This is a genomic window from Bosea sp. F3-2 (assembly GCF_008253865.1).
Taxonomy (GTDB): domain Bacteria; phylum Pseudomonadota; class Alphaproteobacteria; order Rhizobiales; family Beijerinckiaceae; genus Allobosea.
On sequence record NZ_CP042331.1, the window covers coordinates 447,575 to 472,462 of the forward strand.

Genomic DNA, 24,888 nt, shown 5'->3' on the forward strand with positions numbered 1-24,888 from the left:
CGGATCATGTCCCAGCGCCTGAAGCTCGAGGTCAAAGCCCAGAATGCCGTCGAAGGGCAGGATCTCGTGATCCTCGTCTCGGATCGGCTTGTGCTGCCATCCGCGGCCGAGACCGTGGCGGGACCGGCTGCGCAGACCCTGCTCAAGCGGGCCGCCGCCGCCGAGCGCTACAAGGGCAAGGCCTATGCCGGTCTCACCCTGCCAGCGCCCGAAGGAGCCGCCTATGAGCGGCTGATCGTCGTCGGCGTGGGGGACGAGGGCAAGAATGACGAGCTTGATTTCGTCAAGGTCGGCGGCGCCATCGCCGGCCGGCTCGGTGGGGGCCGCACGGCGGAGGTCGTCCTGGCGCTGCCGGCGGGGACGATAGACACCAGGCAGGGCGCCGAGCTGGCGCTGGGCCTGAAGCTGCGCAGCTATGCCTTCGACCGCTACAAGACGAAGAGCAAGGACAAGGACGACGCCGAGCCGATCGCGGTGACGTTGCGCTCGCATGATCCTGCCGGCCTGAAGAAGGCCTTGAAGGCGGCCGATGCCGTCGCCGCCGGCGTCGTGCTGGCGCGCGACCTCGTGAACGAGCCGCCGAACGTCCTCTATCCCGAGGAGTTCGCGGATCGCGCCGCCAAGCTGAAGAAGCTCGATGTCGAGATCGAGATCCTCGACGAGAGGGATCTGAAGAAGATCGGCATGCGCGCGCTGCTCGGCGTCGGCCAGGGCTCGCGTCGCGAGAGCCGCGTCGTCGTCATGCGCTGGAACGGTGCCGGCAAGGACGAGCAGCCGGTCGCCTTCGTCGGCAAGGGCGTGACCTTCGATACCGGCGGCATTTCGCTGAAGCCCGGCGCCGGCATGGAGGACATGAAGGGCGACATGGCCGGCGCGGCCTGCGTCACCGGCCTGATGCATGCGCTGGCCACCCGGAAGGCCAAGGTCAACGCGATCGGCGTCATCGGCCTCGTCGAGAACATGCCTGATGGCAACGCCCAGCGTCCCGGCGACATCGTGACTTCGCTCTCCGGCCAGACCATCGAGATCATCAACACCGACGCGGAGGGCCGGCTCGTCCTTGCCGACGTGCTCTGGTACACGCAGGAGCGCTTCAAGCCGCGCTTCATGATCAATCTGGCCACGCTGACCGGCGCGATTCTCGTGGCGCTGGCGCAAGAGAATGCCGGCCTGTTCACCAACAGCGACGAGCTGGCTGAGCGCCTGACGGCTGCCGGCGTCGCGACTGGCGAGACGGTCTGGCGCATGCCGCTGGGCAAGGCCTACGACAAGATGATCGATTCGAAGTTCGCCGACATGAAGAACTCGGCCGGGCGCTATGCCGGCTCGATCACCGCCGCGCAGTTCCTGCAGCGCCATGTCAACGACACGCCCTGGGCGCATCTCGACATCGCCGGCACCGGCATGGGCGCCAAGGACAGCGAGATCAACCGCTCCTGGGGGCCGGGCTGGGGCGTGCGCCTGCTCGATCGGCTCGTGGCCAATCACTACGAAAGCTGACGTGGTTGCTTCGCTGTTTTCCGATCGAACCGCCACCGTCATCCCGGACGGAGCAAAGCGGAGATCCGGGATCCATCAAAGGGCTCCGGAGTTCTACGATGGATCCCGGGGCAAGCCCGGGATGACGGCGAATGTTCCACGTAAGGGCAGCGGATTTTATCGAAGACCGTCTCTCATTTTGATAGAGAACGGTTTCGATGGCTGAGATCCTGTTCTTCCATCTGCAGTCCCGCCCCCTGGAGCAGGTCCTGCCGACGATCCTCGACCGGGCGCTCTCGCGCGGCCAGAAGGTCGTCGTCGAGGTCTCCAGCCAGGAGCGGCTGAGCGTGATCGACGATCACCTCTGGACTTACGCCGATGAGAGTTTCCTGCCGCATGTCACGGCGCTGGAGGCGGACGCGGCGCAGAACCCGGTGGTCATCACCACGCAAGGTCATAATCCGAACGCCGCGCAGGTGCGGATCTGCGCCGACGGAGTCCGCATTCCCGACGCAATGCAAGACTACGAGCGCGTCGTTCTGATATTCGATGGAGACGATCCCGAGGCGCTGACAGCCGCCCGCGAGGATTGGAAGAAGGCCCGGGCCTCCGGCCATGCCGCCAGCTATTGGCAGCAGGACGAGGCCGGTCGCTGGGAGAAGAAAGCGTGAGACTGCCGGTTCTGTTTCTCTGCGCTGCCGCGCTCGCGGGCTGCTCGGTCGATATGGGCGGTTTCGCCTTCCAGTCCGAAACCAAAGGCGGGGTGACCACGACGCGGAGCAGCAGCGCCAGCGCCGGAATCTCGACGCAGGAGCCGGTGCTGACGCCCGAGGGCGATTGCAGCGTCGGCGCCTCGCTCGACCCCTCGACACGCCCGCTGCCGAAGGAGATCGCGCCGGGCATCACCGAATGCGAGCTGGTGAAGCTCAAGGGCGCACGGCCGACCGACGTGCTCATCGGCGAGAGCGGCAAGGGCCAGCGCGAAGTCCAGGTGCTCTATGCCGAGCCGGGCGGGCGCGAGATCTACATGTTCACCGACAACCGCCTGAGCCGGATCGTCAAACCGGGGCAGGGGTGAGGCCGGACGATCTGGGCGGAGCTGCTTGTCGGCCGGGCCCGGAATGCTAGCCTGGGCGTCTTCGAGGAGACGCCATGGCCTTCTGGATCGCGAGCGCCGCCGGCCTGGCGGCGGCCTATCTCCTCGGCTCCATCCCCACGGCCTATCTGGCGGGGCGATGGGTCTTCGACCTCGACATCCGCGAGCATGGCTCCAGATCGGTCGGGGCCACGTGCCCTGCGCGTCCTCGGCGCCTGGCCGGCGCTGGGTGTGCTGCTGGTCGACATTCTCAAGGGCGTGGCCGCGGTCGCGCTGGCGCGTTGGCTCTTTGCTCCCCCGCTCGTCGCACCGCCGCCGGCGCTCGATCCACAGGCCTGGGCGCCCTGGGCCGTCAGTGCGGCCGGGCTTGCCGCGCTGCTGGGCCATAGCCGGTCGCTCTGGCTGGGATTCTCCGGCGGCAAATCCGTCGCGACGGGCCTCGGCGTGGTCCTGGCCCTGTCCTGGCCGGTCGCGCTCGGCGCCCTCGCGGTCTTCGGCGCCGCCATGGCCTGTTTTCGGATTGTCTCCCTCGGTTCGATCCTGGCGGCTTTGGCGGCGATCGTCCTGATCTGCAGCCTGGAGCAGCCCTTGCCCTATCGATTGCTGGTCGTGGCCGGCGGCCTCTACGTCGTCGCCCGCCACCGCGCCAACATCCAGCGGCTGCTGGCGGGCACGGAACCGCGCATCGGGCACAGCCTGGACCGCTAGCCGGCTCGGAGAGTTGCTGAACGGGATCAGCCGGAACCGCCCACGTCATTCCGGGGCGGCCCTTCGGGCCGAGCCCGGAACCCATGAACACGAGGTTAATAGGGCCGGCTGCGTTCCACCTTGCGACGGAACTTGTCCCCGGTGCTTCGCGCTATGCCTATCCTCTCCCCGTCCTGCCCGACCATGGGGGCTGTCGCGAGGCATCGTGCGGCCGGGCGGGATGGCGGTGTTCCGGGTCTCGTCGCAGGTGGCGGGGCCCGGAGGGTCCGCTCGCCGCCGGGCCGAACAGGCAGGCCCGGTAAGCCTGGCGAGGGGAACCAAAGAGAACCGCGGGCGGGGTTCGGGCGGGGCCGGCAGGCGCCGCATCGACTTCGACACTCGACATCGACATTCGGCACGCGGCTCCGAGCCGTGCGCCGCCCGGACCCCGCGCATCCCCTTGGATGCCCAAGCCCGAAAACCCCGCAGGCGAGGCCTGGACGGGGCTTTCGGTGCGCGCAAGATCGCGTGTCATTCCGGGGCAGGCCGCAGGCCTGAGCCCGGAACCCATGAACACGAGGGGTTATCCGCCCAACGTCATGCTCGCCCTTGTGGCGAGCATCCATGTCTCGAATATGGCGCTCGACCAGCGAAGACGTGGATGGTCGGGACAAGCCCGACCATGACGGTCAGCGTCATGGCCATGAGTTCCGGGTTCTTCGCTACGCGAAGCCCCGGAATGACGGCGCGTTGGAAGGGCCGGTGGAGCCGAGCGCTTCACGCGCTCTCCAGTTCCTCGCCGAGCAGCAGCCATTCCTCTTCGGCGGCCGTGAGCGCCTCCGCCAGTTCGGCTCGTTGCCGCGAGAGCTGCAACGCCTTCTCCGGCTCGCGCGAAAAGGCGCCGTTGGCGAGCGCTGCGTCGACCTTCTCGATCAGCCCTGTCAGCTTGGCGATGCGCGCCTCGGCAAGATTGAGCTTTTGCCGCAGCGGGCCCTGCGCCGCTCGCTTCGTCGCGGCCTCCTTGCGCTCGCCCGGCTTCGGCTTGGCGGCTCCCGCCTCGGGAGCGGGCTTGCCGCGCCGCTCGGCCTTGGCGCTGTCGAGCACGAAGGCGCGGTAGTCCTCCATGTCGCCGTCGAAATTCTTCACCGTGCCGTTCGCGACCAGCCAGAGCCGGTCGGCGCAGGCCTCGATCAGGAAGCGGTCGTGGCTGACGAGGATGACGGCGCCGGGATAGTCGTTGATCGCCGTCATCAGCGCCGTGCGGCTGTCGATGTCGAGATGGTTGGTCGGCTCGTCCAGGATCAGCAGATGCGGGCCGTGGAAAGTGGCGAGGCCCAGCATTAGCCGAGCCTTCTCGCCGCCCGAGAGCAGCTTGACCGGCGTATCCGCCTTGGACGCGGGGAAGCCGATCTGCGCCGCCTTCGAGCGCACCCTGGCTTCCGGCGCATCCGGCATCAGGTCGCGCAGATGGCCGACCGGCGTGTCCTCCGGCCGCAATTCGTCGAGCTGATGCTGGGCGAAATAGGCTGTCTCCAGCTTGCTCGACTTCTTCATCTCGCCCGAGAGCGGATCGAGCCTGCCGCCGATCAGTTTGCAGAAGGTCGATTTGCCGTTGCCGTTCGAGCCGAGCAGGGCGATCCGGTCGTCGGGGGCGAGGTTGAGCTTGAGCCGCGACAGCACCTTGCGCTCGCCATAGCCGGCGCTGGCGTCGTCCAGCACGATCATCGGCGGCGAGAGTGGCTTCTCCGGGCCCGGGAAGACGAAGGGCTGGACGTCGCGGTCGACGATCGCCGCGATGGTCTCCATCTTCTCCAGCCGCTTTACGCGCGACTGCGCCTGGCGCGCCTTGGTGGCCTTGGCCTTGAAGCGATCGACGAAGGCCTGCAGGTGCTTGCGCTCGGCGTCCTGCTTCTCCTTCGCGCGGGCGAGCTGCATTTGCTTCTCGGCACGCTGCTTCTCGAAGGAGGAATAGCCGCCGCGATAGAGCGTGAGCTTGCCCTGGTCGAGATGCAGGATGTGGTCGACGCTGGTGTCGAGCAGTTCGCGATCGTGGCTGATCACCAGCACCGTATGCGGATAGCGCTCCAGATAGTCGTAGAGCCAGAGCGTACCTTCGAGGTCGAGATAGTTGGTCGGCTCGTCGAGCAGCAACAGGTCGGGCTCGGAGAACAGCACGGCCGCGAGCGCGACGCGCATGCGCCAACCGCCCGAGAAATCGGAGCAGGGGCGCTGCTGTGCCGCCTCGTCGAAGCCGAGGCCGTGCAGCACCATCGCGGCGCGTGCCGGCGCGGAATGGGCGCCGATATCGGCGAGCCGCGTCCCGATCTCGGCAATGCGGTGCGGATCGGTCGCGGTCTCGGCTTCCTGCATCAGCGCTGTGCGCTCGGTATCGGCGGCGAGCACGACCTCGATCAAAGATTCCGGCCCGCCCGGTGCCTCCTGCGCTACGCCCCCGATGCGCCGGCCCTTGGGCAGGCTGATGTTGCCGCTCTCGGTGCCGAGATCGCCCGTGATGATCTTGAACAGTGTCGTCTTGCCGGTGCCGTTGCGGCCGACGAATCCGACGCGCGCGCCGTCCGGAATGGCGGCGCCGGTGTGGTCGAGCAGCAGGCGCTCGCCGAGGCGATAGGTGATGTCGTTGATCGTCAGCATGGCCGTGGGTTTAGGCGGTTTGCCTGCGAAAACGCAATGCAAACCCGGAAGATCGGGCCTGCGGTCACCGTTTCGTCACAATCTCGCCTCGGGGCGGCCCGCTGTCGCCTTCACCCAACGGAACTGGAGTAATTTCCGATTCGCGAGGCAGTCTTCGATGCATGCCTACCCGTTCGATGTCGCGTCCCGCCATGTTTCCTTGCTGGCGTCCCTGATGATCTGTCTTTCGATCATCCTCGGCAGTGCCGCCGCGCTTACCGCGATCGTCCCGTCTTCCTGACATTGTATCGCGCTTGCCTCGGCGCAGCTTTCGCCGGGCCGGGATCGGGTAGGCGGCTTGTCGCGCCGCGGGCGATCTATCTGTTTGTCTTAGCATCGGATTTCTCCGAAAAGTGGATTCCACTTTTCGGTCCGATGCTCTAACGCTGGCACCATGGCACGCATCGCTTTCTACACCGGTTCCTTCGACCCCGTGACCAACGGCCATGCCGACGTGATCGCGGCAGCCGCCGGGCTCTGCGACAAGCTGGTCGTCGCGATCGGCGTCCACCCCGGCAAGACGCCGCTTCTTTCCGTCGAGCAACGCGCCGGACTGCTGCGCACTGTCGCGACGCCGCTGCTTGCGGCGAAGGGGGCGGTGCTCGATGTCGTGACCTTCGACGATCTCGCCGTCGATGCCGCGCGGCGTGCGGGAGCTTCGATCATCATCCGCGGCCTGCGCGACGGCAGCGATCTCGACTACGAGATGCAGATGGCCGGCATGAACGGCACGATGGCGCCGGATGTGCAGACGGTGTTCCTGCCGGCCTCGCCCGGCGTGCGCCACATCACCGCGACGCTGGTGCGCCAGATTGCGGCGATGGGCGGGGATGTCTCGCCCTTCGTGCCCGCGCCCGTGCTTTCCGCGCTGAAGGCGCGCTTCGCTAAGGGCTGAAGCGCAGAAACGCCGTCATTCCGGGCTTGACCCGGAATCCATCGTAAGGCTCCGCGCTCTACGATGGATTCCGGAGCGGCGCCGCTATCGCGGCTTGTCCGGAATGACGGGTGAGCTCTCCGAAAGAGCTCCACGTGACGGGCTGCGGCGAAAGGCACACAACTTCGCCATCTTCCGTCGCTTTCTGCTGATTTTGGTTTGCATTTTGCCGAGAGCGATGGTGTCTCTCAGATGAAGCGACTCGTCGTGCAGGTTCTTGCGCGATGCCCTCCGACAGGTTTTCCGATGCGTCTTTCCCGCTATTTCCTGCCCCTCCTGCGCGATACGCCCAAGGAGGCGGAGATCGTCTCGCACCGGCTGATGCTGCGCGCCGGCATGATCCGCCAGCAGTCGGCCGGCATCTATTCCTGGCTGCCGCTGGGCCTGCGGGTGCTCAACAAGATCAGCAACGTCGTCCGCGAGGAGCAGAATCGCGCGGGCGCGATCGAGATCCTGATGCCGACCATCCAGTCGGCCGATCTCTGGCGCGAGAGCGGGCGCTACGACGCCTATGGCAAGGAGATGCTGCGCATCAAGGATCGGCATGATCGCGAGATGCTCTACGGCCCGACCAATGAGGAGATGGTCACCGACATCTTCCGGAGTTATGTGAAGTCCTACAAGGACTTGCCGCTCAATCTCTATCACATCCAGTGGAAGTTCCGCGACGAGGTGCGTCCGCGCTTCGGCGTGATGCGGGGCCGCGAATTCCTGATGAAGGACGCCTATTCCTTCGACATCGACAAGGATGCGGCCCGGCATGCCTATAACCGCATGTTCACCGCCTACTTACGCACCTTCGCCCGGCTCGGCCTGAAGGCGATCCCGATGCGCGCCGATACCGGCCCGATCGGCGGCGATCTCAGCCACGAGTTCATCGTGCTGGCCTCGACCGGCGAGAGCGAGGTCTTCTGCCATAGCGACTACCTGACCTTCGATACGCCGGCGGCCGACACCGACTTCGAGAGCGTCGCCGGGCTGCAGGGCGTCGTCGACAAATGGACGAGCCTCTACGCCGCGACTGAGGAGATGCACGACAAGGCTGCCTTCGAAGCGATCCCCGAGGGCAAGCGTCTTTCGGCCCGCGGCATCGAGGTCGGCCACATCTTCTATTTCGGCACCAAGTATTCCGAGCCGATGGGGGCGACCGTGACCGGGCCGGACGGCCAGCAGGTGCCGGTCCATATGGGCTCCTACGGCATCGGCCCGAGCCGTCTCGTCGCGGCGCTGATCGAGGCCGGCCATGATGATGGCGGCATCGTCTGGCCCGACGAGATCGCACCCTTCGACGTCTCCGTCATCAACCTCAAGGTGGGCGACGCGGCGACCGACGGCGCGGCCGAGCAGATCTACAAGCACCTGCTCGCCAAGGGCTACGACGCCGTGCTCGACGACACCGAGGAGCGTCCGGGCGCCAAGTTCGCCACCGCCGACCTGATCGGCGTGCCCTGGCAGATCATCGTCGGGCCGAAGGGCCTGGCCGATGGCAAGGTCGAGCTCAAGCGCCGCGCCGGTGGCGAGCGCGAGCTGGTCTCGCTGGAAGCTGCGCTCGATCGCTTCAAGGGCCGGGCGGCGTGACGGAGCGCCGCGCCAAGGGGCCCCGCATGATCAGAGCCGCTTCATGAGCGCTGTCGCGGAGAATGCTGCCGTTCCGACCGGAACGAAGCCCTTCGCCGGCTTCGAATGGCTGCTGGCCGGGCGCTATCTGCGCACGCGCCGGCGCGAGGGCTTCGTCTCGGTCATCGCCGGCTTCTCCTTCCTCGGCATCCTGCTCGGCGTCGCCACGCTGATCATCGTGATGTCGGTGATGAACGGCTTCCGCAAGGAGCTGCTGGAGAAGATCGTCGGGGTGAACGGGCATATCTTCGCGACCCCGATCGACCGGCCGCTCGACGATTACGACAGCGTCGCCCAGAAGCTCGCCAAGATTAATGGCGTCAAGCTCGCGATCCCGCTGGTCGAAGGTCAGGCGCTGGCTTCCTCGCAGATCGGCAACAACGGCGTGCTGGTCCGCGGCGTGCGCGAGGCCGACATCAAGGCGATTCCCTTCATCGGCGGCAATATCAAGGCCGGCACACTCGAGGGCTTCGATACGACGCCAGGCGTCGCCATCGGCCGGCGCCTCGCCAATGCGCTGGGGCTCCAGGTCGGCGATTCGATGACGCTGGTGTCGCCGCAGGGTGCCTCGACGCCCTTCGGCACGGCACCGCGCATCAAGGCCTATCCGGTCAAGGCGATCTTCGAGATCGGCATGACCGAGTTCGACGGCACCTTCGTCTACATGCCGCTCGCCGAGAGCCAAGCCTATTTCAACCGCGACGGCGACGTGAACGTCATCGAGATCTTTGTCGACAATCCCGACCGGACACAGGGCGTGCGCGATGCGATCGAGGCCGATGCGCCGCGCCCGCTGGTGCTCTCGGACTGGCGGCAACGCAACCGCTCCTTCTTCAACGCACTGGAGGTCGAGCGGAACGTGATGTTCATCATCCTGACGCTGATCGTGCTGGTCGCGGCGCTGAACATCGTCTCCGGCCTGATCATGCTGGTGAAGGACAAGACCGCCGACATCGCGATCATGCGCACGATGGGCGCGACGCGCGGCACGGTCCTGCGCGTCTTCCTGATCACGGGGGCAGCGATCGGCGTCATCGGCACCGTCGCCGGCCTCATCCTCGGCGTGCTCTTCGCCAACAATATCAAGTCGATCATGGCGGCGCTGAACTGGATCACCGGCGCCAACCTCTGGGACCCGACGGTGCGCTTCCTCAGCGACATCCCCTCCGTCATCGACTGGCGAGAGGTGGTGAGCGTCGTTCTGATGGCGCTGACGCTGTCGCTGCTGGCGACGCTCTATCCGGCCTGGAAGGCCGCCCGGCTCGATCCCGTAGAAGCACTGAGGATGGGCTAAGGGTTTGTCCTCCCGATGAGCACGATCATGATCGAGCCAAAACGACTTCCGGCAAGGAGGCGCCCGAAGCCCGATGCCATAGGCATCGGGCGAGGGACCGACGCGGCAGGCAGTCGTTTTCGCTCGACCCCGACGGGGCGCGGGCCTTTTGAGCGGCTGCGGCGTCGCGCGGCCTTGCAAACCGGGTGGTTTGCGGCGTCCACGCTCCTGGCCGCCGCTCAAAATGCCCAGCGTCAGGACCGCGCTCATCGGGAGGACAAACCCTAATGGCACAGGAGATGCCAGCACTCTTCCTCTCGCAGGTCGAACGCTTCTATCCGCAGAGCGACGCGCCGCTCGAAGTGCTGCGCCGGGCCGATTTCGCCCTCTGGCCGGGGGAGGTCGTCGCGCTGGTCGCGCCGAGCGGCACCGGCAAGTCTACGCTGCTGCATGTCGCCGGACTGCTGGAGAAGCCGGACGCCGGCGAGGTCTTCGTCGGCGGGCTCGCCACGACCAAGCTCGACGATACCGGGCGCACGCGCCTGCGCCGCACCGAGATCGGCTTCGTCTATCAGTTCCACCATCTCCTGCCCGAGTTCACGGCGCTGGAGAATGTCGTGTTGCCGCAGCGCATCCGGGGCCTGCCGCGCGATGTGTCCGAGGAGCGGGCATCGGAGCTTTTGACCTTCCTCGGCCTTGGCGAGCGGCTTGACCATCTGCCGAGCGAGCTTTCGGGCGGCGAGCAGCAGCGCGTTGCCATCGGCCGGGCCGTCGCCAACGGGCCGCGCCTGCTGCTGGCCGACGAGCCGACCGGCAATCTCGATCCGCACACCTCGCAGCATGTCTTCGGCACGCTGATGGCGCTGGCGCGGGCATCTGGGCTCGCGGCACTGATCGCGACGCACAACCTGCAGCTGGCGCGCCAGATGGACCGGCGAGTGACGATCCGCGAGGGACTGGTCGTCGCGCTGGATTGAGGGCGCCGCCATCTTCCTGTGGATGCGTAGACCCGCGGGCCCAGGGAACGAGACGTTGCAGAAGCGCATCGTCATTCCGGGCTTGACCCGGAATCCATCGTAGAGCGCCGGAGTCCTTCGATGGATTCCGGATCTGCGCCGCCGGAGGCGGCTTGTCCGGAATGACGGCGCGGTTGCGGGGCTCTCGGGATATTAACCGGCCGAATTCGCCGTTAGGCAATCGTTAACCGCCCGGGAGGCCACGCCGTCCGGCATCAACCAGACGGATTGACGAGAACAAAACATGAACTAATATGAACCTATCAAGAACGACGGAGGTTCTCATGACTGCAGCGCGTAAATTCGCCGCCGGCCTTGCCGAGATCGCCTCGCTCGGCGTCTTCCTCGGCATGATCTGGCTCTGGGCTGCGATCTTCTCCGGGCCGCATGTCTGATTGCGGCAGGAGCCATCCACAGCACCGCCAAGGAATCCTCGACGCCGGCTGCGCCGAGGTTTCATAAGGAGAACGGACAAGACGAGTCGCGCGGCGGCGACAACGGGAGAAGGACATGGGTCGGGAAGCTGGCGAGGCGCGCATCCTGTCGGACATCGGCTTCGTCCATCTCCATGTCCATTCGAGCTATTCGCTGCTCGAAGGTGCGATGACCGTCTCTACCCTCGCCAAGATGGCCGCCGCCGACGGCCAGCCGGCGCTGGCGCTCACCGACAGCGACAACCTCTTCGGCGCGCTCGAATTCTCCGAGAAACTGGCAGGATCGGGCCTGCAGCCGATCGTCGGCGTGCAGCTCTCGGTCGATTTCGCCGATGACAATGAGAGTGGCCGCAAGCCGGCCCAGCCGCAACGTCTGCCGCATATCGTTCTGCTTGCGATGGACGAGGCCGGTTACGGCAATCTGATGAAGCTCGTCAGCGAAGCTGCGCTGGCGACCGGCGGCGCGGGGCAGCCGATTACCACGGTCGCGCGGCTCTCCGCCTTCAACGGCGGGCTCATCGCCCTGACCGGCGGCCATGGCGGGCCGGTCGACACGGCGCTGCGCAACGGCCAGCTCCCGCAGGCGACATCCCGCCTCGCGACGCTCGCCGAAATCTATGGCGACCGGCTTTATGTCGAGATCCAGCGCTATGGCGGCGAAGGCGAGGCGGCTCTGGAGGCCCATCTCCTGCGCCTCGCCTATGATGCCGATCTGCCGATCGTCGCGACCAACGAACCCTTCTTCGCCAAGGCCGCCGATTTCGACGCGCATGATGCGCTGCTGGCAGTGGCCGAGGGCCGACTCGTCTCGGATGGCGAGCGTCGCCGCGTCACGCCGGAGCATTATTTCGCCACGCGCGCCGAGATGAAGAAGCGCTTCGCCGATCTGCCGGAGGCGCTGGCGAGCACGGTCGAGATCGCGATGCGCTGCCACTGGCGCGTCTCGACGCGCAAGCCGATCCTGCCGCGCTTCGGCGAGGAAGGGCGGGACGAGGCTGAGGAACTGCAGGCGCAGGCCCGCGCCGGTCTGGCTGCGCGGCTTGCGAAGCATGGCCCGGCCGAAGGCTTCACGGTCGAGGATTACGACAAACGGCTCGATTTCGAGCTCTCGATCATCACCCGGATGAAGTTCCCGGGCTACTTCCTGATCGTCTCGGACTTCATCAAATGGGCGAAGGCCCACGACATCCCGGTCGGCCCGGGCCGCGGCTCGGGCGCGGGCTCGCTCGTCGCCTATGCGCTGACCATCACCGACGTCGACCCGCTGCGCTTCGGCCTGCTTTTCGAGCGCTTCCTCAATCCGGACCGCGTCTCGATGCCGGACTTCGACATCGACTTCTGCCAGAACCGGCGCGAAGAGGTGATCGAGTATGTGAAGCACCATTACGGCCAGGAGCGCGTCGCGCAGATCATCACCTTCGGCACCTTGCTGGCGCGCGGCGTGCTGCGCGACGTCGGCCGCGTGCTGGAGATGCCCTATGGCCAGGTCGACAAGCTGACCAAGCTCGTGCCGCAGAACCCGGCCAAGCCGATCTCGCTGAAGGAGGCGATCGAAGGCGAGCCCAAGCTGCAGCAGGCCGCCGAGGAGGAGCCCGTCGTCTCCCGGCTTCTGGAGATTTCGCAGAAGCTGGAAGGGCTTCATCGGCATGCTTCGACCCACGCCGCAGGCGTGGTGATCGGCGACAGGCCGCTCGAACAGCTCGTCGCGCTCTCGGTCGATCCGCGCACCGGCATGCGCGTCACCCAGTTCAACATGAAATGGGTCGAGCAGGCCGGGCTGGTGAAGTTCGACTTCCTCGGCCTCAAGACGCTGACGACGCTGACCACGGCGGTGAAGCTCATCGCCCAGCGCGACATCCATATCGATCTCGCCAAGCTGCCCTTCGACGACCCGACCACCTACGCCATGCTGGCCCGCGGCGAGACGGTCGGCGTGTTCCAGGTGGAATCGGTCGGCATGCGCAAGGCGCTGGTCGAGATGAAGGCCGACCGCATCGAGGACCTGATCGCGCTGGTCGCGCTCTACCGGCCGGGCCCGATGGACAACATCCCGACCTATTGCCGCCGCAAGCTCGGGCTGGAGGATCCGACCTATCTCCATCCGGGGATGGAGCCTTATCTGCGCGAAACCCACGGCATCATCGTCTACCAGGAACAGGTGATGCAGGTGGCGCAGGCGCTCTCGGGCTATTCGCTCGGCGAAGCCGATCTGCTGCGCCGCGCCATGGGCAAGAAGATCAAGGCCGAGATGGACGCCCAGCGCGATCGTTTCGTGAAGGGCGCCATCGAGAACAGCATCAAGAAGGACACGGCGTCCGAGATCTTCGACCTGCTGGCGAAGTTCGCCGACTACGGCTTCAACAAGAGCCATGCGGCGGCCTATGCCGTCGTCGCCTTCCAGACCGCCTATCTGAAGGCGAATTTTCCGGTCGAGTTCCTCGCCGCGTCGATGACGCTCGATATGGGCAACACCGACAAGCTCTCGGAATTCCGTCGCGACGCCGAGCGGCTCGGCATCAAGGTCGAGCGTCCCGCGATCAACCGCTCCGGCGTCGAGTTCGACGTGGCCGAGGGCAAGATCTTCTACGCGCTCGGCGCCATCAAGGGCGTCGGCCGGGCGGCCGTGGAAGCCGTGGTGAGCGCCCGCCAGTCCGGCGGGCTCTTCCGCGACCTCGCCGATCTCGCGCGCCGCATCGACACCAAGCTGGTCAACCGCCGCACGCTGGAGGCGCTCATCGCGGCCGGCGCGCTCGACGAGCTGGAGGAGGATCGCGCCCGCGCCGTGGCGGCGATCGACGGCATGCTGGCCCTCTCAAATCGCACCCGCGACGAGGCGGCGGCCGGCCAGTTCGATCTCCTGGGCGGTGGCGTGGTCCAGGAAGCCTTCCGCATCCCGCAGGTCGAGCCTTGGGCGCCGGCGGAGAAGCTCAAGCGCGAGCATGAGGCCGTCGGCTTTTTCCTGTCCGGCCACCCGCTCGACGATTACGAGCATGTGCTGAAGCGGCTGCGTGTGCAGCGCTATGCCGATTTCGCCCAGACGGTGCGTGCGAATGGCACCGGCGTCGGCAAGGTCGCGGTCTCGGTCATCGACAAGTCGGAACGGCGGACCAAGTCCGGCTCCAAGATGGGCATCGTCAACCTGTCCGATCCGAGCGGCCAGTTCGAGGCCGTGTTGTTCTCCGAAGGGCTGATGCGCTTCCGCGACCTGCTCGAGCCGGGCAGGGCGCTGGTGCTGCGCCTCTCGGCCGTGCTCGACGGCGAGGAGGTCAGGCCCCGCATCGAGGATGTCGAGGTGCTCGATGATCTCGCCTCGCGCCAGAAGCAGGATCTGCTGATCTATCTGCGCGACGACAAGGCTGTGGCTTCGATCGCCGAGCGCATCCGCCCGCGCGAGGCCGTGCGCGCCGAGGGCAAGGTCTCGATCGTCATGATTCTGGACGATGGCGCCCAGGAAGTCGAGATCGAGCTACCGGGCAAGTTTCCGATCAACCAGCAGATCGCCAATGCGGTGCGCGCCGCGCCGGGCGTCGTCAGCGTCGAGCTGCGCTGACAAACCGTTCCGGGCATGGTTGTTGCCTTGCCGCAGGCGCGTCGCTGGCGCAGGTTAGTGTTGGTTGGAGGCGGGCCATGACGGATCGGGGCGGGATCGACAGGCGCGGGTTGATCGCGGGGGCGACGATCCTGACAGCGGCGGCAGCCTCGCGCGCAGGCAAGGCACAGGAGCAGCCCGTGATCGACGAGCGTACCGTCCTCATCGTCGTCGATGTCCAGAACGATTTCTGCCCCGGCGGCAGCCTCGCCGTCGCCAAGGGCGACGAAGTCGTCCCGGTCATCAACGCGCTGGCAAAGCGCTTCTCCAACATCGTGCTGACGCAGGATTGGCATCCTCCGGGCCACTCCTCCTTCGCGTCGAGCCATCCGGGCAAGAAGCCGTTCGAGACGGTCCAGATGTCCTATGGGCCGCAGGTGCTCTGGCCGGATCACTGCGTGCAGGGCACGAAGGGAGCGGAGTTCCACGCCGATCTCGATCAGGCTCGGGCCCAGACCGTCATCCGCAAGGGCTATCGCCGCGAGATCGACAGTTACTCGGGTTTCGTCGAGGCCGATCGCCGGACGCCGACGGGCCTGACCGGCTATCTTCGGGAGCGCGGCATCCTGCGTGCGGTCATCGCCGGGCTGGCGACCGATTTCTGCGTGAGCTGGACGGCGCAGGATGCGGCCCGAGCCGGTTTCGACACCTATGTCGTCGAGGATGCCTGCCGTGCCATCGATCTCGAAGGCTCGCTCGCCAAGGCCTGGGCCGAGATGGCCGAGCTCGACGTGACGCGGATCAAGGCCAGCGACCTGCCGGGCTGAGGTCCAAGCCCTTGTCGCGTGCGCAGCGTCTGCTCGATCTTGTCCAGGTGCTGCGCCGGCACCGCCGCCCGGTCTCGGGGCGCAGGCTGGCCGCCGAGCTCGGGGTCAGCATCCGCACGCTCTATCGCGACATCGTCACCTTGCAGGGGCAGGGGGCGCCGATCGAAGGCGAGCCCGGGCTCGGCTATGTGCTGAAGCCGGGCTTCATGCTGCCTCCGCTGATGTTCAGCGAGGAGGAGATCGAAGCGCTGGTGCTGGGTTCGCGCTGGGTGGCGGACCGCGCGGATGGGGCGCTGGCGCTTGCGGCGCGCGACGCCATGGCCAAGATCGTCGCCGTGCTGCCGGTGGATATGGCCGGGCGCATCGAAGATGCGGCGCTGATTCTCGGCCCCGGACGAAAGGCCGTCGATGCTCCCGAGATCGATCTCGCCGCGATCCGTCAGGCCATCCGCGCCGGGCGCAAGGCCGCGATCGGCTATCGCGACGACAAGGGCCGTGTCAGCGAGCGCGTGGTCTGGCCGCTGGCGCTCTCCTTCTTCGAGCATGTCCGCGTGCTCGTCGCCTGGTGCGAGCTGAGGCAGGATTTCCGGCATTTCCGAACGGATCGGCTCACGCGGTTCGCGATGCAGGAGAGCCGCTATCCGCAACGGCGGCAGGTGCTGCTCAAGCTCTGGCGCGAGCAGGAAGGAATTGCCTCAACCCTGTGATCGACACTGCCGGAAATTGGCAGCATCTGATTCTAGTCTCCCGCCATCTCGAAACCTTGGGAGGCCATCATGTTCGACGCCCACTTCATCCTGCTTCATGTCGACAGCCCTGCAGCGAGCGCCCGCTTCTATGCGGAATTGCTCGGCAGCGAGCCGCTCGAGCAGTCGCCGACCTTCGCGATGTTCGCGCTTCCCTCGGGCGTGAGGCTGGGCCTGTGGTCGCGTCATACCGTCGAGCCGGCCACGGCGGGATCCGGTGGCGCGGCCGAGATCGCCATGATGGTCCCGAGCTCTGAGGCTGTCGATGCAGCCTGCTCGGACTGGCGCAAGCGCGGCATCGCCATCCTGCAGGAGCCGACGGACCTCGATTTCGGCCGCACCTTCACCGCGCGGGACCCGGACGGGCACCGGTTGCGGGTGTTCCATCCCTTTCCCGAGCAGGCTTGAGCGCGCTGCCGTCAGGCGCTAGATCGCCATGCGTCCCATCGGGCGTGAAGTGGCGATCTAACACTTTGTTTGAGCATCGGATTTCTTCGAAAAGTGGATTCCACTTTTCGATCTGATGCTTTAGGCGTCGACTGGCTTGAGCTGCGCCTGGACCCGGTCACGGCCGAGGCGCTTGGCCCGGTAGAGCGCTTCATCGGCCTCCGCCAGCAGCTGGTCGAGGCTGCGGGTGCGCAGATCGCTTTCGGCGACGCCGATGCTGAGCGTCGGCGGGCCCGCCAGGTCGTTGAACTCGGCCAGCGCATCCTTGAAGACACCGCGAATCCGCTCGGCCACCCGGACGGCCTCGCGCACGCCGACGCCGGGGAGGATGACCGCGAACTCGTCGCCACCCTGCCGGGCGAGGATGTCGCCGCTGCGCAACTGACCCCGCACGGCATGTGCGAAGACCCGCAGGATCTCGTCGCCCGCCGCATGGCCGCGGGTGTCGTTCAGGGCCTTGAAATGGTCGATGTCCACGAGAAGGACGGAGGCCCGCACTTCGCCCCGGTGCCCGCCTCGGACCTGTTGGTCGAGCCATTGCTCGACACCGGAGCGGTTCATTGCGCCGGTCAGAGGGTCGCGCCGGGCAAGCGTCGCGAGCATGCGGTTGGAGCGTTCGGCAGCAAGCAGCAGCAGTGCCTGCCCGCGCAGGATGATGAAAGTGACGCCGATCGCCGCGAGCCAGGCATTCGCTCCGGCGTCGCGCGGGAAGAGCGTCGTACCGACGCGATCGAACGCTCCCAGCCCGATGCGCCCGACATAGACCAGAACCGTCGGAGCAAACAGCGCCACCAGCAGCCAGGCCGAGCGCAGCTTCTCCTGCAATCCGAGGCGAATGGCTTCCCGCACGATCGCGGCGTCGCAGAAGGCCATCACGACTGCGACGATTATGACCCGTGTCGCATAACCCTGCTCACCCGGCGAAAGCGAGAGCAGGATCCAGACCGCAAGCAGGACGATTCCGAAGCCGAACCAGTGGAGCTCGCGCCCGCCGAAGTGGCGGATGCCGAACAGCAGCAGCAGGCAGCCGGCCAGCATCGCCGTATTGGCGAATTCGATCGAGATCAGGTCCGGAATCACGTCGCGGAAAGCCGCGCCGAGGAGGCCTGCTCCGATGCACAAGCTGCTTGTTCCCCACCAGACCGGGCTGCGGGTGAAGCGCCCGGTCGCGAAGGTCATCAGCTGCATCACACCGATGATGAAGCAGGTGAGCGCGCCGGTGACGAAGATCGTCCGGAGGTCGAGGATCATGCCCGCGCCGGCCCGTTTCGCAGACGCGGAGCGGGCGCGATCGGCGTCTCTGCGTGCGGGGAAGGGCGGCCGCGCGATAGGCGGGCGAGGGTTCGCCGATGTCCATGCCCACAGTCGACGTCCTGCCCGGCCTGCATTGTCGCAGGTTGAGGAAGGTGGACGCAGAGGCTAGTCAGAATGCGGGTGGGGGCGAGCATGGTGGCATGCTTGGGATCATAATAGTCCGAGGATATCCAATATGATCTTTTATAAGTCGTTGATCGCCGCGTCGGCCGCCGCTGTTCTGGCGTCCGCCGCTCCATCCTTCGCCCAGACGCAGGCAGACCAGTTGAAGGTCGCCTATCAGGCAGCTCGCAATCAGCTCGGCATTCTCGGCTATTGCGCCGAGAAGGGCCATATCGACGCTTCCGCCGGTGAGGCCCAGAAGAAGCTGATCGCGCTCATTCCCGCGCCGGTCGACGCCAGCGGCGGCGATGCGGCGGAAGCCGCGGGCCGCAAGGGCACGATCTCGGCCATGGGCATGGAGCAGAACATCGAGGTGATCGCCAAGGCGCAGAACGGAACGCCGGCCGCCTATTGCAAGCAGATCGGCGATCTCGTGAAGCAGATGGGCGCCAAGCTGCCGAACTGACGACGGGCGCGGATCTCCCGCCCGCACCAGAATGATCGATCAATCGTCCCGCGCGTCGTTTCGCGCGGGATTTTCACAAGTCGAGCCGGATTTTCTTGGCCTCGGCGACTTGCAATATGGCGCCATCCCTAGTAAGGCGCAGCCCATCCCACATGGAGTGCACCGCCTCGCTTCCGAGGCGTTCCGGTGACGCGGCAGCTCATGCCTTGTTCATTCGCACTCCAGAGGCTCAACCGGAAGGACAAGAATACCATGGCTTTGCCTGATTTCTCCATGCGCCAGCTCCTCGAGGCCGGTGCCCACTTCGGCCACCAGTCCCATCGCTGGAACCCGAAGATGTCGCCGTTCATCTTCGGCGTCCGCAACAACATCCACATCCTCGACCTGTCGCAGTCGGTGCCGATGCTGCATCGCGCCCTGCAGGCGGTCTCGGACACCGTCGCCCGCGGCGGCCGCGTCCTGTTCGTCGGCACCAAGCGCCAGGCGCAGGACTCGATCGCTGACGCCGCCAAGCGCTCGGCCCAGTACTACGTCAACTCCCGCTGGCTCGGCGGCATGCTGACCAACTGGAAGACCATCTCGGCTTCGATCCAGCGCCTGCGCAAGGTCGACGAGCTGCTCAACGGCGGCGGCACCGGCCTGACCAAGAAGGAGCGCCTGATGCTGTCGCGTGAGCGCGACAAGCTCGAGAAGGCGCTCGGCGGCATCAAGGATATGGGCGGCACCCCCGACATGATCTTCGTGATCGACACCAACAAGGAGCAGCTGGCGATCAAGGAGGCTCAGCGCCTCGGCATCCCCGTTGCCGCGATCGTCGACTCGAACTCGGATCCGGACGGCATCACCTTCCCGGTCCCGGCCAATGACGACGCCGGCCGCGCCATCCAGCTCTACTGCGACCTGATCGCCCGCGCGGCGATCGACGGCATCGGCCGCGCCTCGGGCGACCAGGGCATCGACGTCGGTGCCGCCGAGGCTCCGGTCGTCGAGGAGGCTCTCGAGCCGGCCGCCGAAGGCCATCAGGTCTTCGAGACGCTGACCGCCCCGCGCGGCGCCCCGGACGATCTGACCAAGCTCTCCGGCATGGGCCCGGACGCGGTGCAGAAGCTGAACGACGGCGGCATCTTCCACTTCTGGCAGATCGCGGCGATGTCGCCGGCCGACGTGACCAAGGTCGATCACGATCTCAAGCTCGGTGGCAAGATCGAGCGCGAGGGCTGGGTTGCCCAGGCGCGCGAGCTCGCCGACGCCTGATGCAGGCTGCGTGATGGCGGCGCGTCATCGGCGCGTCGCAATCAGGCTCTCGATTTGACGCCAATAAGCGCCGACGACCGGAAACGGAGCGTCGGCGTTTCCCCATAAGGCGTCCGGACACTCCGATCCGCGGCCGGCCCTCCGGGCATGCGCCGCACCGACAGCAAGGACAGGACAGATGGCAGCGATCACCGCCGCGATGGTGAAGGAACTCCGCGACAAGACCGGCGCGGGCATGATGGACTGCAAGACCGCCCTTTCGGCGACCGACGGCAACATGGAGGCCGCCGTCGACTGGCTGCGCGCCAAGGGCCTGTCGAAGGCCGCCAAGAAGGCCGGCCGCGTCGCCGCCGAAGGCCTCGTCGCCGTTGCGGTGCAGGGCCATGAGGGCGTCGTCGTCGAGGTCAACTCCGAGACCGATTTCGTCGCGCGCAACCCCGAGTTCCAGGCGCTCTCCAAGACCATCGCCGATGTCGCGCTCGAGCGCGGCGGCGACGTCGAGGCGCTGCTCGGCCATCACTATCCGGGCGGCGGCACCGTGCAGGAGGCGATTGCCAACGCCATCGCGACCATCGGCGAGAACATGACGCTGCGCCGCGTGTCCTCGCTCAAGGTCTCCGCGGGCGTGATCGGCTCCTATGTCCACGGCGCGATCGCCGACGGCCTCGGCAAGATCGGCGTCATCGTCGCGCTGGAGTCGACGGCTAAGTCGGACGAGCTCGCCACGCTCGGCCGCCAGCTCGCCATGCACGTCGCGGCGACCAACCCGGTTGCGCTCGACCTCGCTTCGGTCGCCCCGGAGGTTCTGGAGCGCGAGAAGGCGATCCTGGCCGAGAAGAACGCCGGCAAGCCGGCCCATGTGCTCGAGAAGATCACCGAAAGCGGCCTGAAGAGCTACGCCAAGGAATATTGCCTGCTGGAGCAGGCCTATATCCATGACGGCTCGAAGTCGGTCTCGCAGGTCCTCAAGGAGATCGAGGGCAAGGTCGGCGCCCCGGTCAAGCTGACCGGCTTTGCCCGCTTCGCGCTCGGCGAGGGCATCGAGAAGGAAGAGCAGGACTTCGCGGCCGAGGTCGCTGCCGCCGGCGGCACCACGGGCTGACAAGCTCCGATATGAATGACAGAAAGGCCGCGCATTGCGCGGCCTTTTTTGTAGGAAGATAGGGCTGCGTCGAATCGCGGCCGGCCCCAGCAAGACGGAGAGACATCGATGAGACCCCAACGCGTTCTCGTGAAGCTCTCCGGCGAAGCCCTTGCCGGGCCGCAGGGATCCGGCCTCGACGGCGTGACCCTGACCGAGCTTGCCGCCGATATCGCCCATGCCTCGCGCGAGGGTGTCGAGGTCGGCATCGTCGTCGGCGGCGGCAACTTCTTCCGCGGCGTGCAGGGGCTTACCAAGGGGCTCGACCGCACCACGGCCGATTCGATCGGCATGCTCGGCACGGTGATGAATGCGCTCGCACTGGAGCACGCCATCGAGGCGGCCGGTGCGCCGGCGCGCGCCATGTCGGCGGTGCCGATGCCGTCGCTCTGCGAGAGCTATGCCCGCAAGCGCGCGCTCGACCATCTCAGCAATGGCAAGGTCGTCATCCTCGGCGGCGGCACCGGCAACCCGTACTTCACCACCGATACAGGCGCGGCCCTGCGTGCGGCCGAGCTCGGCTGCAGCCATCTGCTCAAGGCGACGCAGGTCGACGGCGTCTACAGCGCCGACCCGAAGACGGATCCGACTGCGACCCGTTACGACACGCTGACCCATGAGGATGCGATCAAGCGCGACCTCAAGGTGATGGATACGGCTGCCTTCGCGCTCGCTCGCGATGCGAGCCTGACCATCGTCGTCTTCTCGATCGCCGAGAAGGGCGCGCTCGCTGCCGTGCTGCGCGGCGAGGGCAGGGCGACCTACGTAACGCCCTGAGGGGCGTCGCCGCGCCGGAGCCTGTCGGCTCTTTTGGCAGCGCGCCTCAGGCCGTCATTGCGAGGAGCGAAGCGACGAAGCAATCCAGGGGGACTGGGCTGAACCGTTCCACCCAGTCCTCCTGGATTGCTTCGCTGCGCTCGCAATGACGGCCTGCGTCGCTCCTCGCAAGGCGGCCCGATGCGAGCGGAGCTTAATAGGTCCGCCAGAGACCGGGCGTCATCAATTCGAGCAGATGCCCGTCGGGGTCGCGGAAATAGAGGCTCTTGCCGCCGCGATCCCAATGCATGCGCCCTTCGACGGCGATGCCGAGCCGATCCAGCTTCGCCTCCCAGGCGGCTAGCTCTTCAGCATCGATGGCAAAGGCGATGTGCAGCGAACCGCTGCCGTCATGCGGCGGAATGCTGCCATTCTCGGAGCGCTGGGTCTGCAACGATGCCCCGCGCAGGAACAGCAGCAGCACGCTCGCGCCACCGACATCATAGGCGAAGAGGGTCTTCGTCTTGAGCAGGGGCGTAAGGCCGAGCTTGCCTTCATAGAAATCGCGGGCGCGGCCGAGATCGTCGACATAGAGCGCGGTCTCGACGATGCGGTTCAGGCGGGGCACGTTTTTCTCCGTGGTTCTTTGCCGGCGGTGCTGGCTTGCGGCCTCGCAAGCCTCTAAACTGATTTATGTATCTTGAGGCAGCGGACCAACCTGTCCCGCCGCTTCGCTATGATCCAGCTCGACCGACCGCTTTTCCCTTGCCCAGTCTCGGGGAACATGCTGTTCGAGCATGTAATTCTTGACCCTGCGCGGCCTCGCCGCCATGGTCGCGCCGATTTTGGATTATCTGCAAGGTCCTGATTGAAATGGCCCAGACGACGTTCGACCTCGCCGACCTCAAGCGCCGCATGGCTGGTGCCGTGCAGTCCTTCAAGAGCGATCTCGCCTCGCTGCGTTCCGGCCGTGCTTCGGCCAACATGCTCGACCCGATCCATGTCGAGGCCTATGGCGCCCGCACGCCGCTCAGCCAGCTCGCCACCGTGAGCGTGCCGGAGCCGCGCCTGCTGAGTGTCCAGGTCTGGGACCGCTCGATGGTGAACGCCGTCGACAAGGCGATCCGCGAATCCGATCTCGGCCTCAATCCCCAGACCGAGGGCCAGGTGATGCGCATCCGCATCCCGGAGCTGAACGAGCAGCGCCGCAAGGAGATGGTCAAGGTCGCCCACAAATACGCCGAGGACGCCAAGGTGTCCGTCCGCCATGTCCGCCGCGACGGGCTTGACGTCGTCAAGAAGCTCGAGAAGGACGGTGACATGACCAAGGACGACGCCGCCCGCCAGTCCGATCTGGTCCAGAAGGCGACCGACCAGCACATCGCCGAGATCGATCAGGCGCTCGCGGCGAAGGAAAAGGAAATCCTGCACGTCTGATCCCTGGCGCGGGGCGAGCCCCGCGCTTTTCCGGCCGAGCGAGGCTCATCCGTATGTCATCCGGTCAGAGCGAGGCAGATGTGCCCAACCCGGCCCATGTCGCCATCATCATGGACGGCAATGGACGCTGGGCGCAGATGCGGGGTCTGCCGCGGCAGGAGGGCCATCGCCGCGGGCTGGAGGCGTTGCGGCGCGCCGTTCGCAATGCCAGCGATCTCGGCATTTCGGTCCTGACCCTCTACAGTTTCTCGACCGAGAACTGGCGCCGCCCCTTTGCGGAAGTTTCCTTCCTGATGGGGCTGCTCAAGCATTTCGTCGAGAAGGATCTGGCCGAGCTGTCGGCGGCCAATGTCAGGGTCCGCATCATCGGCAATCGCGAGAACCTTGCCGCTGATCTGCGCCGTCTGGTCGAACATGCCGAGGCCAGCACCCGTGCCAATACCGGCCTCGTTCTGGTCATCGCCTTCAACTACGGCTCGCGCGACGAGATCGTGCGCGTGGCGCGGCGCCTTGCCGCGGATGCGGCGGCGGGGCGCATCGACCCGGCCGCAATCGACGAAGCTGCGATTGCCGGCCATCTCGACACGCACGACCTGCCCGATCCCGAGCTGGTGATCCGCACCTCGGGTGAGACGCGCATCTCCAATTTCCTGCTGTGGCAGGCGGCCTATGCCGAGTTCGTCTTCGTGCCGGTGATGTGGCCGGATTTCGATCGTGCCGTCTTCGAGGACGCTCTGGCGCAATATCGGCAGCGCGAGCGCCGCTTCGGCGGCGTGTCCGCTCCCGCTGACCGCAGCGTGGGCGTCGCGTGAATGGGCCCGTCCCTACTGCGCCGCGACCGGGCCCGGGCGAGCTGAAGCTCCGGGTCGTCTCGGCGCTCGTGCTCGCCGCGCTGATCCTGCTTGCGACGGTCTGGGGCGGCTGGCCGTTTCGTCTGATCTGGATCCTGGTCGCAGGCGTCGTGGCCTATGAATGGCTGGCCATCGTCAGCCGGGCCAATGCGGTTCCGGCTGGCATCGGCGTGGTCGTCGCCGGTCTCGCCCTGGCCTTCTCCCCAGCGAGCCCGGCCGCGCTGGCAGGCACGGCAGCCGCGGCGGCGCTGCTGGGTGCGCTGGCCACGCCTTTCGTGCGCTCTCGCCTCGCACTGGAACTCTGCGGCGTCGCCTATGCACTCGCCTTTGCGCTCGTCACGCCGGCCATGCGCGATTTGCCGGGCATCGGGCTGGCTCTTATCCTGTGGAGCTTCGCGGTGGTCTGGCTCACGGACATCGCCGCCTATTTCACGGGTCGCAGCCTTGGCGGCCCCAAGCTGATGCCGAGCGTCAGTCCGAAGAAGACCTGGTCCGGCGCGCTTGGCGGTGCCGTGGCCGGGACGATCGGCGGCTATCTGGTCTGGCGACTGTCGCCGGCTTTCGAAGGGCTGACTGCAGCCGGTCCGGTCATTGCCGCATCGCTGGCCGGATCGATTGTCAGCCAGGCGGGCGATTTGTTCGAGTCCGCGCTGAAGCGCCGCTTCGATACCAAGGATTCAAGCAAGCTGATCCCCGGGCATGGCGGTTTTCTCGACCGGCTTGACGGCTACTGGGCTTTCCTCGTGCTGGCCGGGCTTGCGCTTTTCGCGATCCATCTCAACATCTGAGCC

General features: G+C 66.5%; 22 protein-coding genes and 1 pseudogene. 20 read left to right on the top strand and 3 right to left on the bottom strand.

Annotation, left to right across the window (positions count from 1 at the left end):
* The first annotated feature begins 6 nt into the window (after positions 1 to 6).
* The 4 genes and pseudogenes from FQV39_RS02195 (at position 7) to plsY (ending at position 3,283) form a co-directional block, all read left to right on the top strand.
* A complete protein-coding gene (locus tag FQV39_RS02195) occupies positions 7 to 1,500 on the top strand; it encodes a leucyl aminopeptidase (protein ID WP_149128813.1) in 1,494 nt (497 codons plus the stop codon).
* A gap of 197 nt (positions 1,501 to 1,697) precedes the next feature.
* Entirely contained in the window at positions 1,698 to 2,150 is a 453-nt protein-coding gene (locus FQV39_RS02200; RefSeq protein ID WP_149128814.1) for a DNA polymerase III subunit chi, read from the top strand.
* On the top strand, positions 2,147 to 2,557 hold the full coding sequence (locus FQV39_RS33565; protein ID WP_248313210.1) for a hypothetical protein: 411 nt from the start codon (positions 2,147 to 2,149) through the stop codon (positions 2,555 to 2,557). Before FQV39_RS02200 ends, FQV39_RS33565 begins: the two co-directional genes overlap by 4 nt.
* Before the next feature lie 74 nt (positions 2,558 to 2,631).
* Positions 2,632 to 3,283: pseudogene (gene plsY / locus FQV39_RS02210) on the top strand (glycerol-3-phosphate 1-O-acyltransferase PlsY).
* Between the two features lie 756 nt (positions 3,284 to 4,039).
* On the opposite strand, the gene FQV39_RS02215 reads toward plsY, so the two are convergent.
* Positions 4,040 to 5,914: an ABC-F family ATP-binding cassette domain-containing protein gene (locus FQV39_RS02215; protein WP_149128815.1), complete on the bottom strand. Its 1,875-nt coding sequence runs from the start codon at positions 5,912 to 5,914 to the stop codon at positions 4,040 to 4,042.
* Here FQV39_RS02215 and FQV39_RS02220 point away from each other — a divergent pair.
* The 9 genes from FQV39_RS02220 (at position 5,895) to FQV39_RS02260 (ending at position 16,737) form a co-directional block, all read left to right on the top strand.
* Positions 5,895 to 6,194, top strand: a complete 300-nt coding sequence (locus tag FQV39_RS02220) for a hypothetical protein (protein ID WP_149128816.1) — start codon at positions 5,895 to 5,897, stop codon at positions 6,192 to 6,194. The two genes, FQV39_RS02215 and FQV39_RS02220, sit on opposite strands and share 20 nt — an antisense overlap.
* Before the next feature lie 153 nt (positions 6,195 to 6,347).
* Positions 6,348 to 6,848, top strand: a complete 501-nt coding sequence (gene coaD / locus FQV39_RS02225; protein ID WP_149128817.1) for a pantetheine-phosphate adenylyltransferase — start codon at positions 6,348 to 6,350, stop codon at positions 6,846 to 6,848.
* A 285-nt stretch (positions 6,849 to 7,133) separates the two neighbouring features.
* The gene (gene proS, locus FQV39_RS02230) at positions 7,134 to 8,465 is read left to right on the top strand and encodes a proline--tRNA ligase (protein WP_149128818.1); all 1,332 of its coding nucleotides are present in this window, start codon (positions 7,134 to 7,136) and stop codon (positions 8,463 to 8,465) included.
* A gap of 43 nt (positions 8,466 to 8,508) precedes the next feature.
* Entirely contained in the window at positions 8,509 to 9,798 is a 1,290-nt protein-coding gene (locus tag FQV39_RS02235; RefSeq protein ID WP_149128819.1) for a lipoprotein-releasing ABC transporter permease subunit, read from the top strand.
* A gap of 266 nt (positions 9,799 to 10,064) precedes the next feature.
* Positions 10,065 to 10,754: an ABC transporter ATP-binding protein gene (locus FQV39_RS02240; RefSeq protein ID WP_149128820.1), complete on the top strand. Its 690-nt coding sequence runs from the start codon at positions 10,065 to 10,067 to the stop codon at positions 10,752 to 10,754.
* Between the two features lie 549 nt (positions 10,755 to 11,303).
* Positions 11,304 to 14,777 carry a DNA polymerase III subunit alpha gene (dnaE, locus tag FQV39_RS02245; protein WP_149128821.1) on the top strand — a complete coding sequence of 1,158 codons (3,474 nt, stop codon included), beginning with the start codon at positions 11,304 to 11,306 and terminating at the stop codon, positions 14,775 to 14,777.
* Between the two features lie 77 nt (positions 14,778 to 14,854).
* Positions 14,855 to 15,583 (top strand): bifunctional nicotinamidase/pyrazinamidase, encoded by a 729-nt coding sequence (gene pncA / locus FQV39_RS02250; protein ID WP_149128822.1) that lies wholly within the window; start codon positions 14,855 to 14,857, stop codon positions 15,581 to 15,583.
* A gap of 11 nt (positions 15,584 to 15,594) precedes the next feature.
* Positions 15,595 to 16,290, top strand: coding sequence for a helix-turn-helix transcriptional regulator (locus FQV39_RS02255; protein WP_149128823.1), 696 nt, complete (start codon positions 15,595 to 15,597; stop codon positions 16,288 to 16,290).
* A gap of 69 nt (positions 16,291 to 16,359) precedes the next feature.
* Positions 16,360 to 16,737 carry a VOC family protein gene (locus FQV39_RS02260; RefSeq protein ID WP_149128824.1) on the top strand — a complete coding sequence of 126 codons (378 nt, stop codon included), beginning with the start codon at positions 16,360 to 16,362 and terminating at the stop codon, positions 16,735 to 16,737.
* Positions 16,738 to 16,857: 120 nt separating this feature from the next.
* Here FQV39_RS02260 and FQV39_RS02265 read toward each other — a convergent pair whose 3' ends face one another.
* Positions 16,858 to 18,027, bottom strand: a complete 1,170-nt coding sequence (locus FQV39_RS02265) for a GGDEF domain-containing protein (protein ID WP_149128825.1) — start codon at positions 18,025 to 18,027, stop codon at positions 16,858 to 16,860.
* A gap of 238 nt (positions 18,028 to 18,265) precedes the next feature.
* Here FQV39_RS02265 and FQV39_RS02270 point away from each other — a divergent pair, with 238 nt between their 5' ends.
* From FQV39_RS02270 to pyrH, 4 genes are all read left to right on the top strand, one after another.
* Positions 18,266 to 18,658, top strand: coding sequence for a pore-forming ESAT-6 family protein (locus tag FQV39_RS02270; protein ID WP_149128826.1), 393 nt, complete (start codon positions 18,266 to 18,268; stop codon positions 18,656 to 18,658).
* A gap of 252 nt (positions 18,659 to 18,910) precedes the next feature.
* Positions 18,911 to 19,912: a 30S ribosomal protein S2 gene (locus FQV39_RS02275; protein WP_149128827.1), complete on the top strand. Its 1,002-nt coding sequence runs from the start codon at positions 18,911 to 18,913 to the stop codon at positions 19,910 to 19,912.
* A gap of 178 nt (positions 19,913 to 20,090) precedes the next feature.
* A complete protein-coding gene (gene tsf / locus FQV39_RS02280) occupies positions 20,091 to 21,014 on the top strand; it encodes a translation elongation factor Ts (RefSeq protein ID WP_149128828.1) in 924 nt (307 codons plus the stop codon).
* 108 nt (positions 21,015 to 21,122) lie between these two features.
* On the top strand, positions 21,123 to 21,830 hold the full coding sequence (pyrH, locus tag FQV39_RS02285; RefSeq protein ID WP_149128829.1) for a UMP kinase: 708 nt from the start codon (positions 21,123 to 21,125) through the stop codon (positions 21,828 to 21,830).
* Between the two features lie 193 nt (positions 21,831 to 22,023).
* Here pyrH and FQV39_RS02290 read toward each other — a convergent pair whose 3' ends face one another.
* The gene (locus FQV39_RS02290; RefSeq protein ID WP_149128830.1) at positions 22,024 to 22,437 is read right to left on the bottom strand and encodes a VOC family protein; all 414 of its coding nucleotides are present in this window, start codon (positions 22,435 to 22,437) and stop codon (positions 22,024 to 22,026) included.
* 245 nt (positions 22,438 to 22,682) lie between these two features.
* On the opposite strand from FQV39_RS02290, the gene frr reads away from it, so the two are divergent.
* Genes frr through FQV39_RS02305 form a run of 3 tightly spaced genes read left to right on the top strand, consistent with a single transcriptional unit; the run spans position 22,683 to position 24,885 of the window.
* Positions 22,683 to 23,246 carry a ribosome recycling factor gene (gene frr / locus FQV39_RS02295; RefSeq protein ID WP_149128831.1) on the top strand — a complete coding sequence of 188 codons (564 nt, stop codon included), beginning with the start codon at positions 22,683 to 22,685 and terminating at the stop codon, positions 23,244 to 23,246.
* A gap of 53 nt (positions 23,247 to 23,299) precedes the next feature.
* The gene (locus FQV39_RS02300) at positions 23,300 to 24,058 is read left to right on the top strand and encodes an isoprenyl transferase (protein WP_149128832.1); all 759 of its coding nucleotides are present in this window, start codon (positions 23,300 to 23,302) and stop codon (positions 24,056 to 24,058) included.
* Positions 24,055 to 24,885, top strand: coding sequence for a phosphatidate cytidylyltransferase (locus FQV39_RS02305; RefSeq protein WP_149128833.1), 831 nt, complete (start codon positions 24,055 to 24,057; stop codon positions 24,883 to 24,885). The genes FQV39_RS02300 and FQV39_RS02305 overlap by 4 nt, the downstream gene beginning before the upstream one ends.
* Positions 24,886 to 24,888 lie beyond the last annotated feature (3 nt).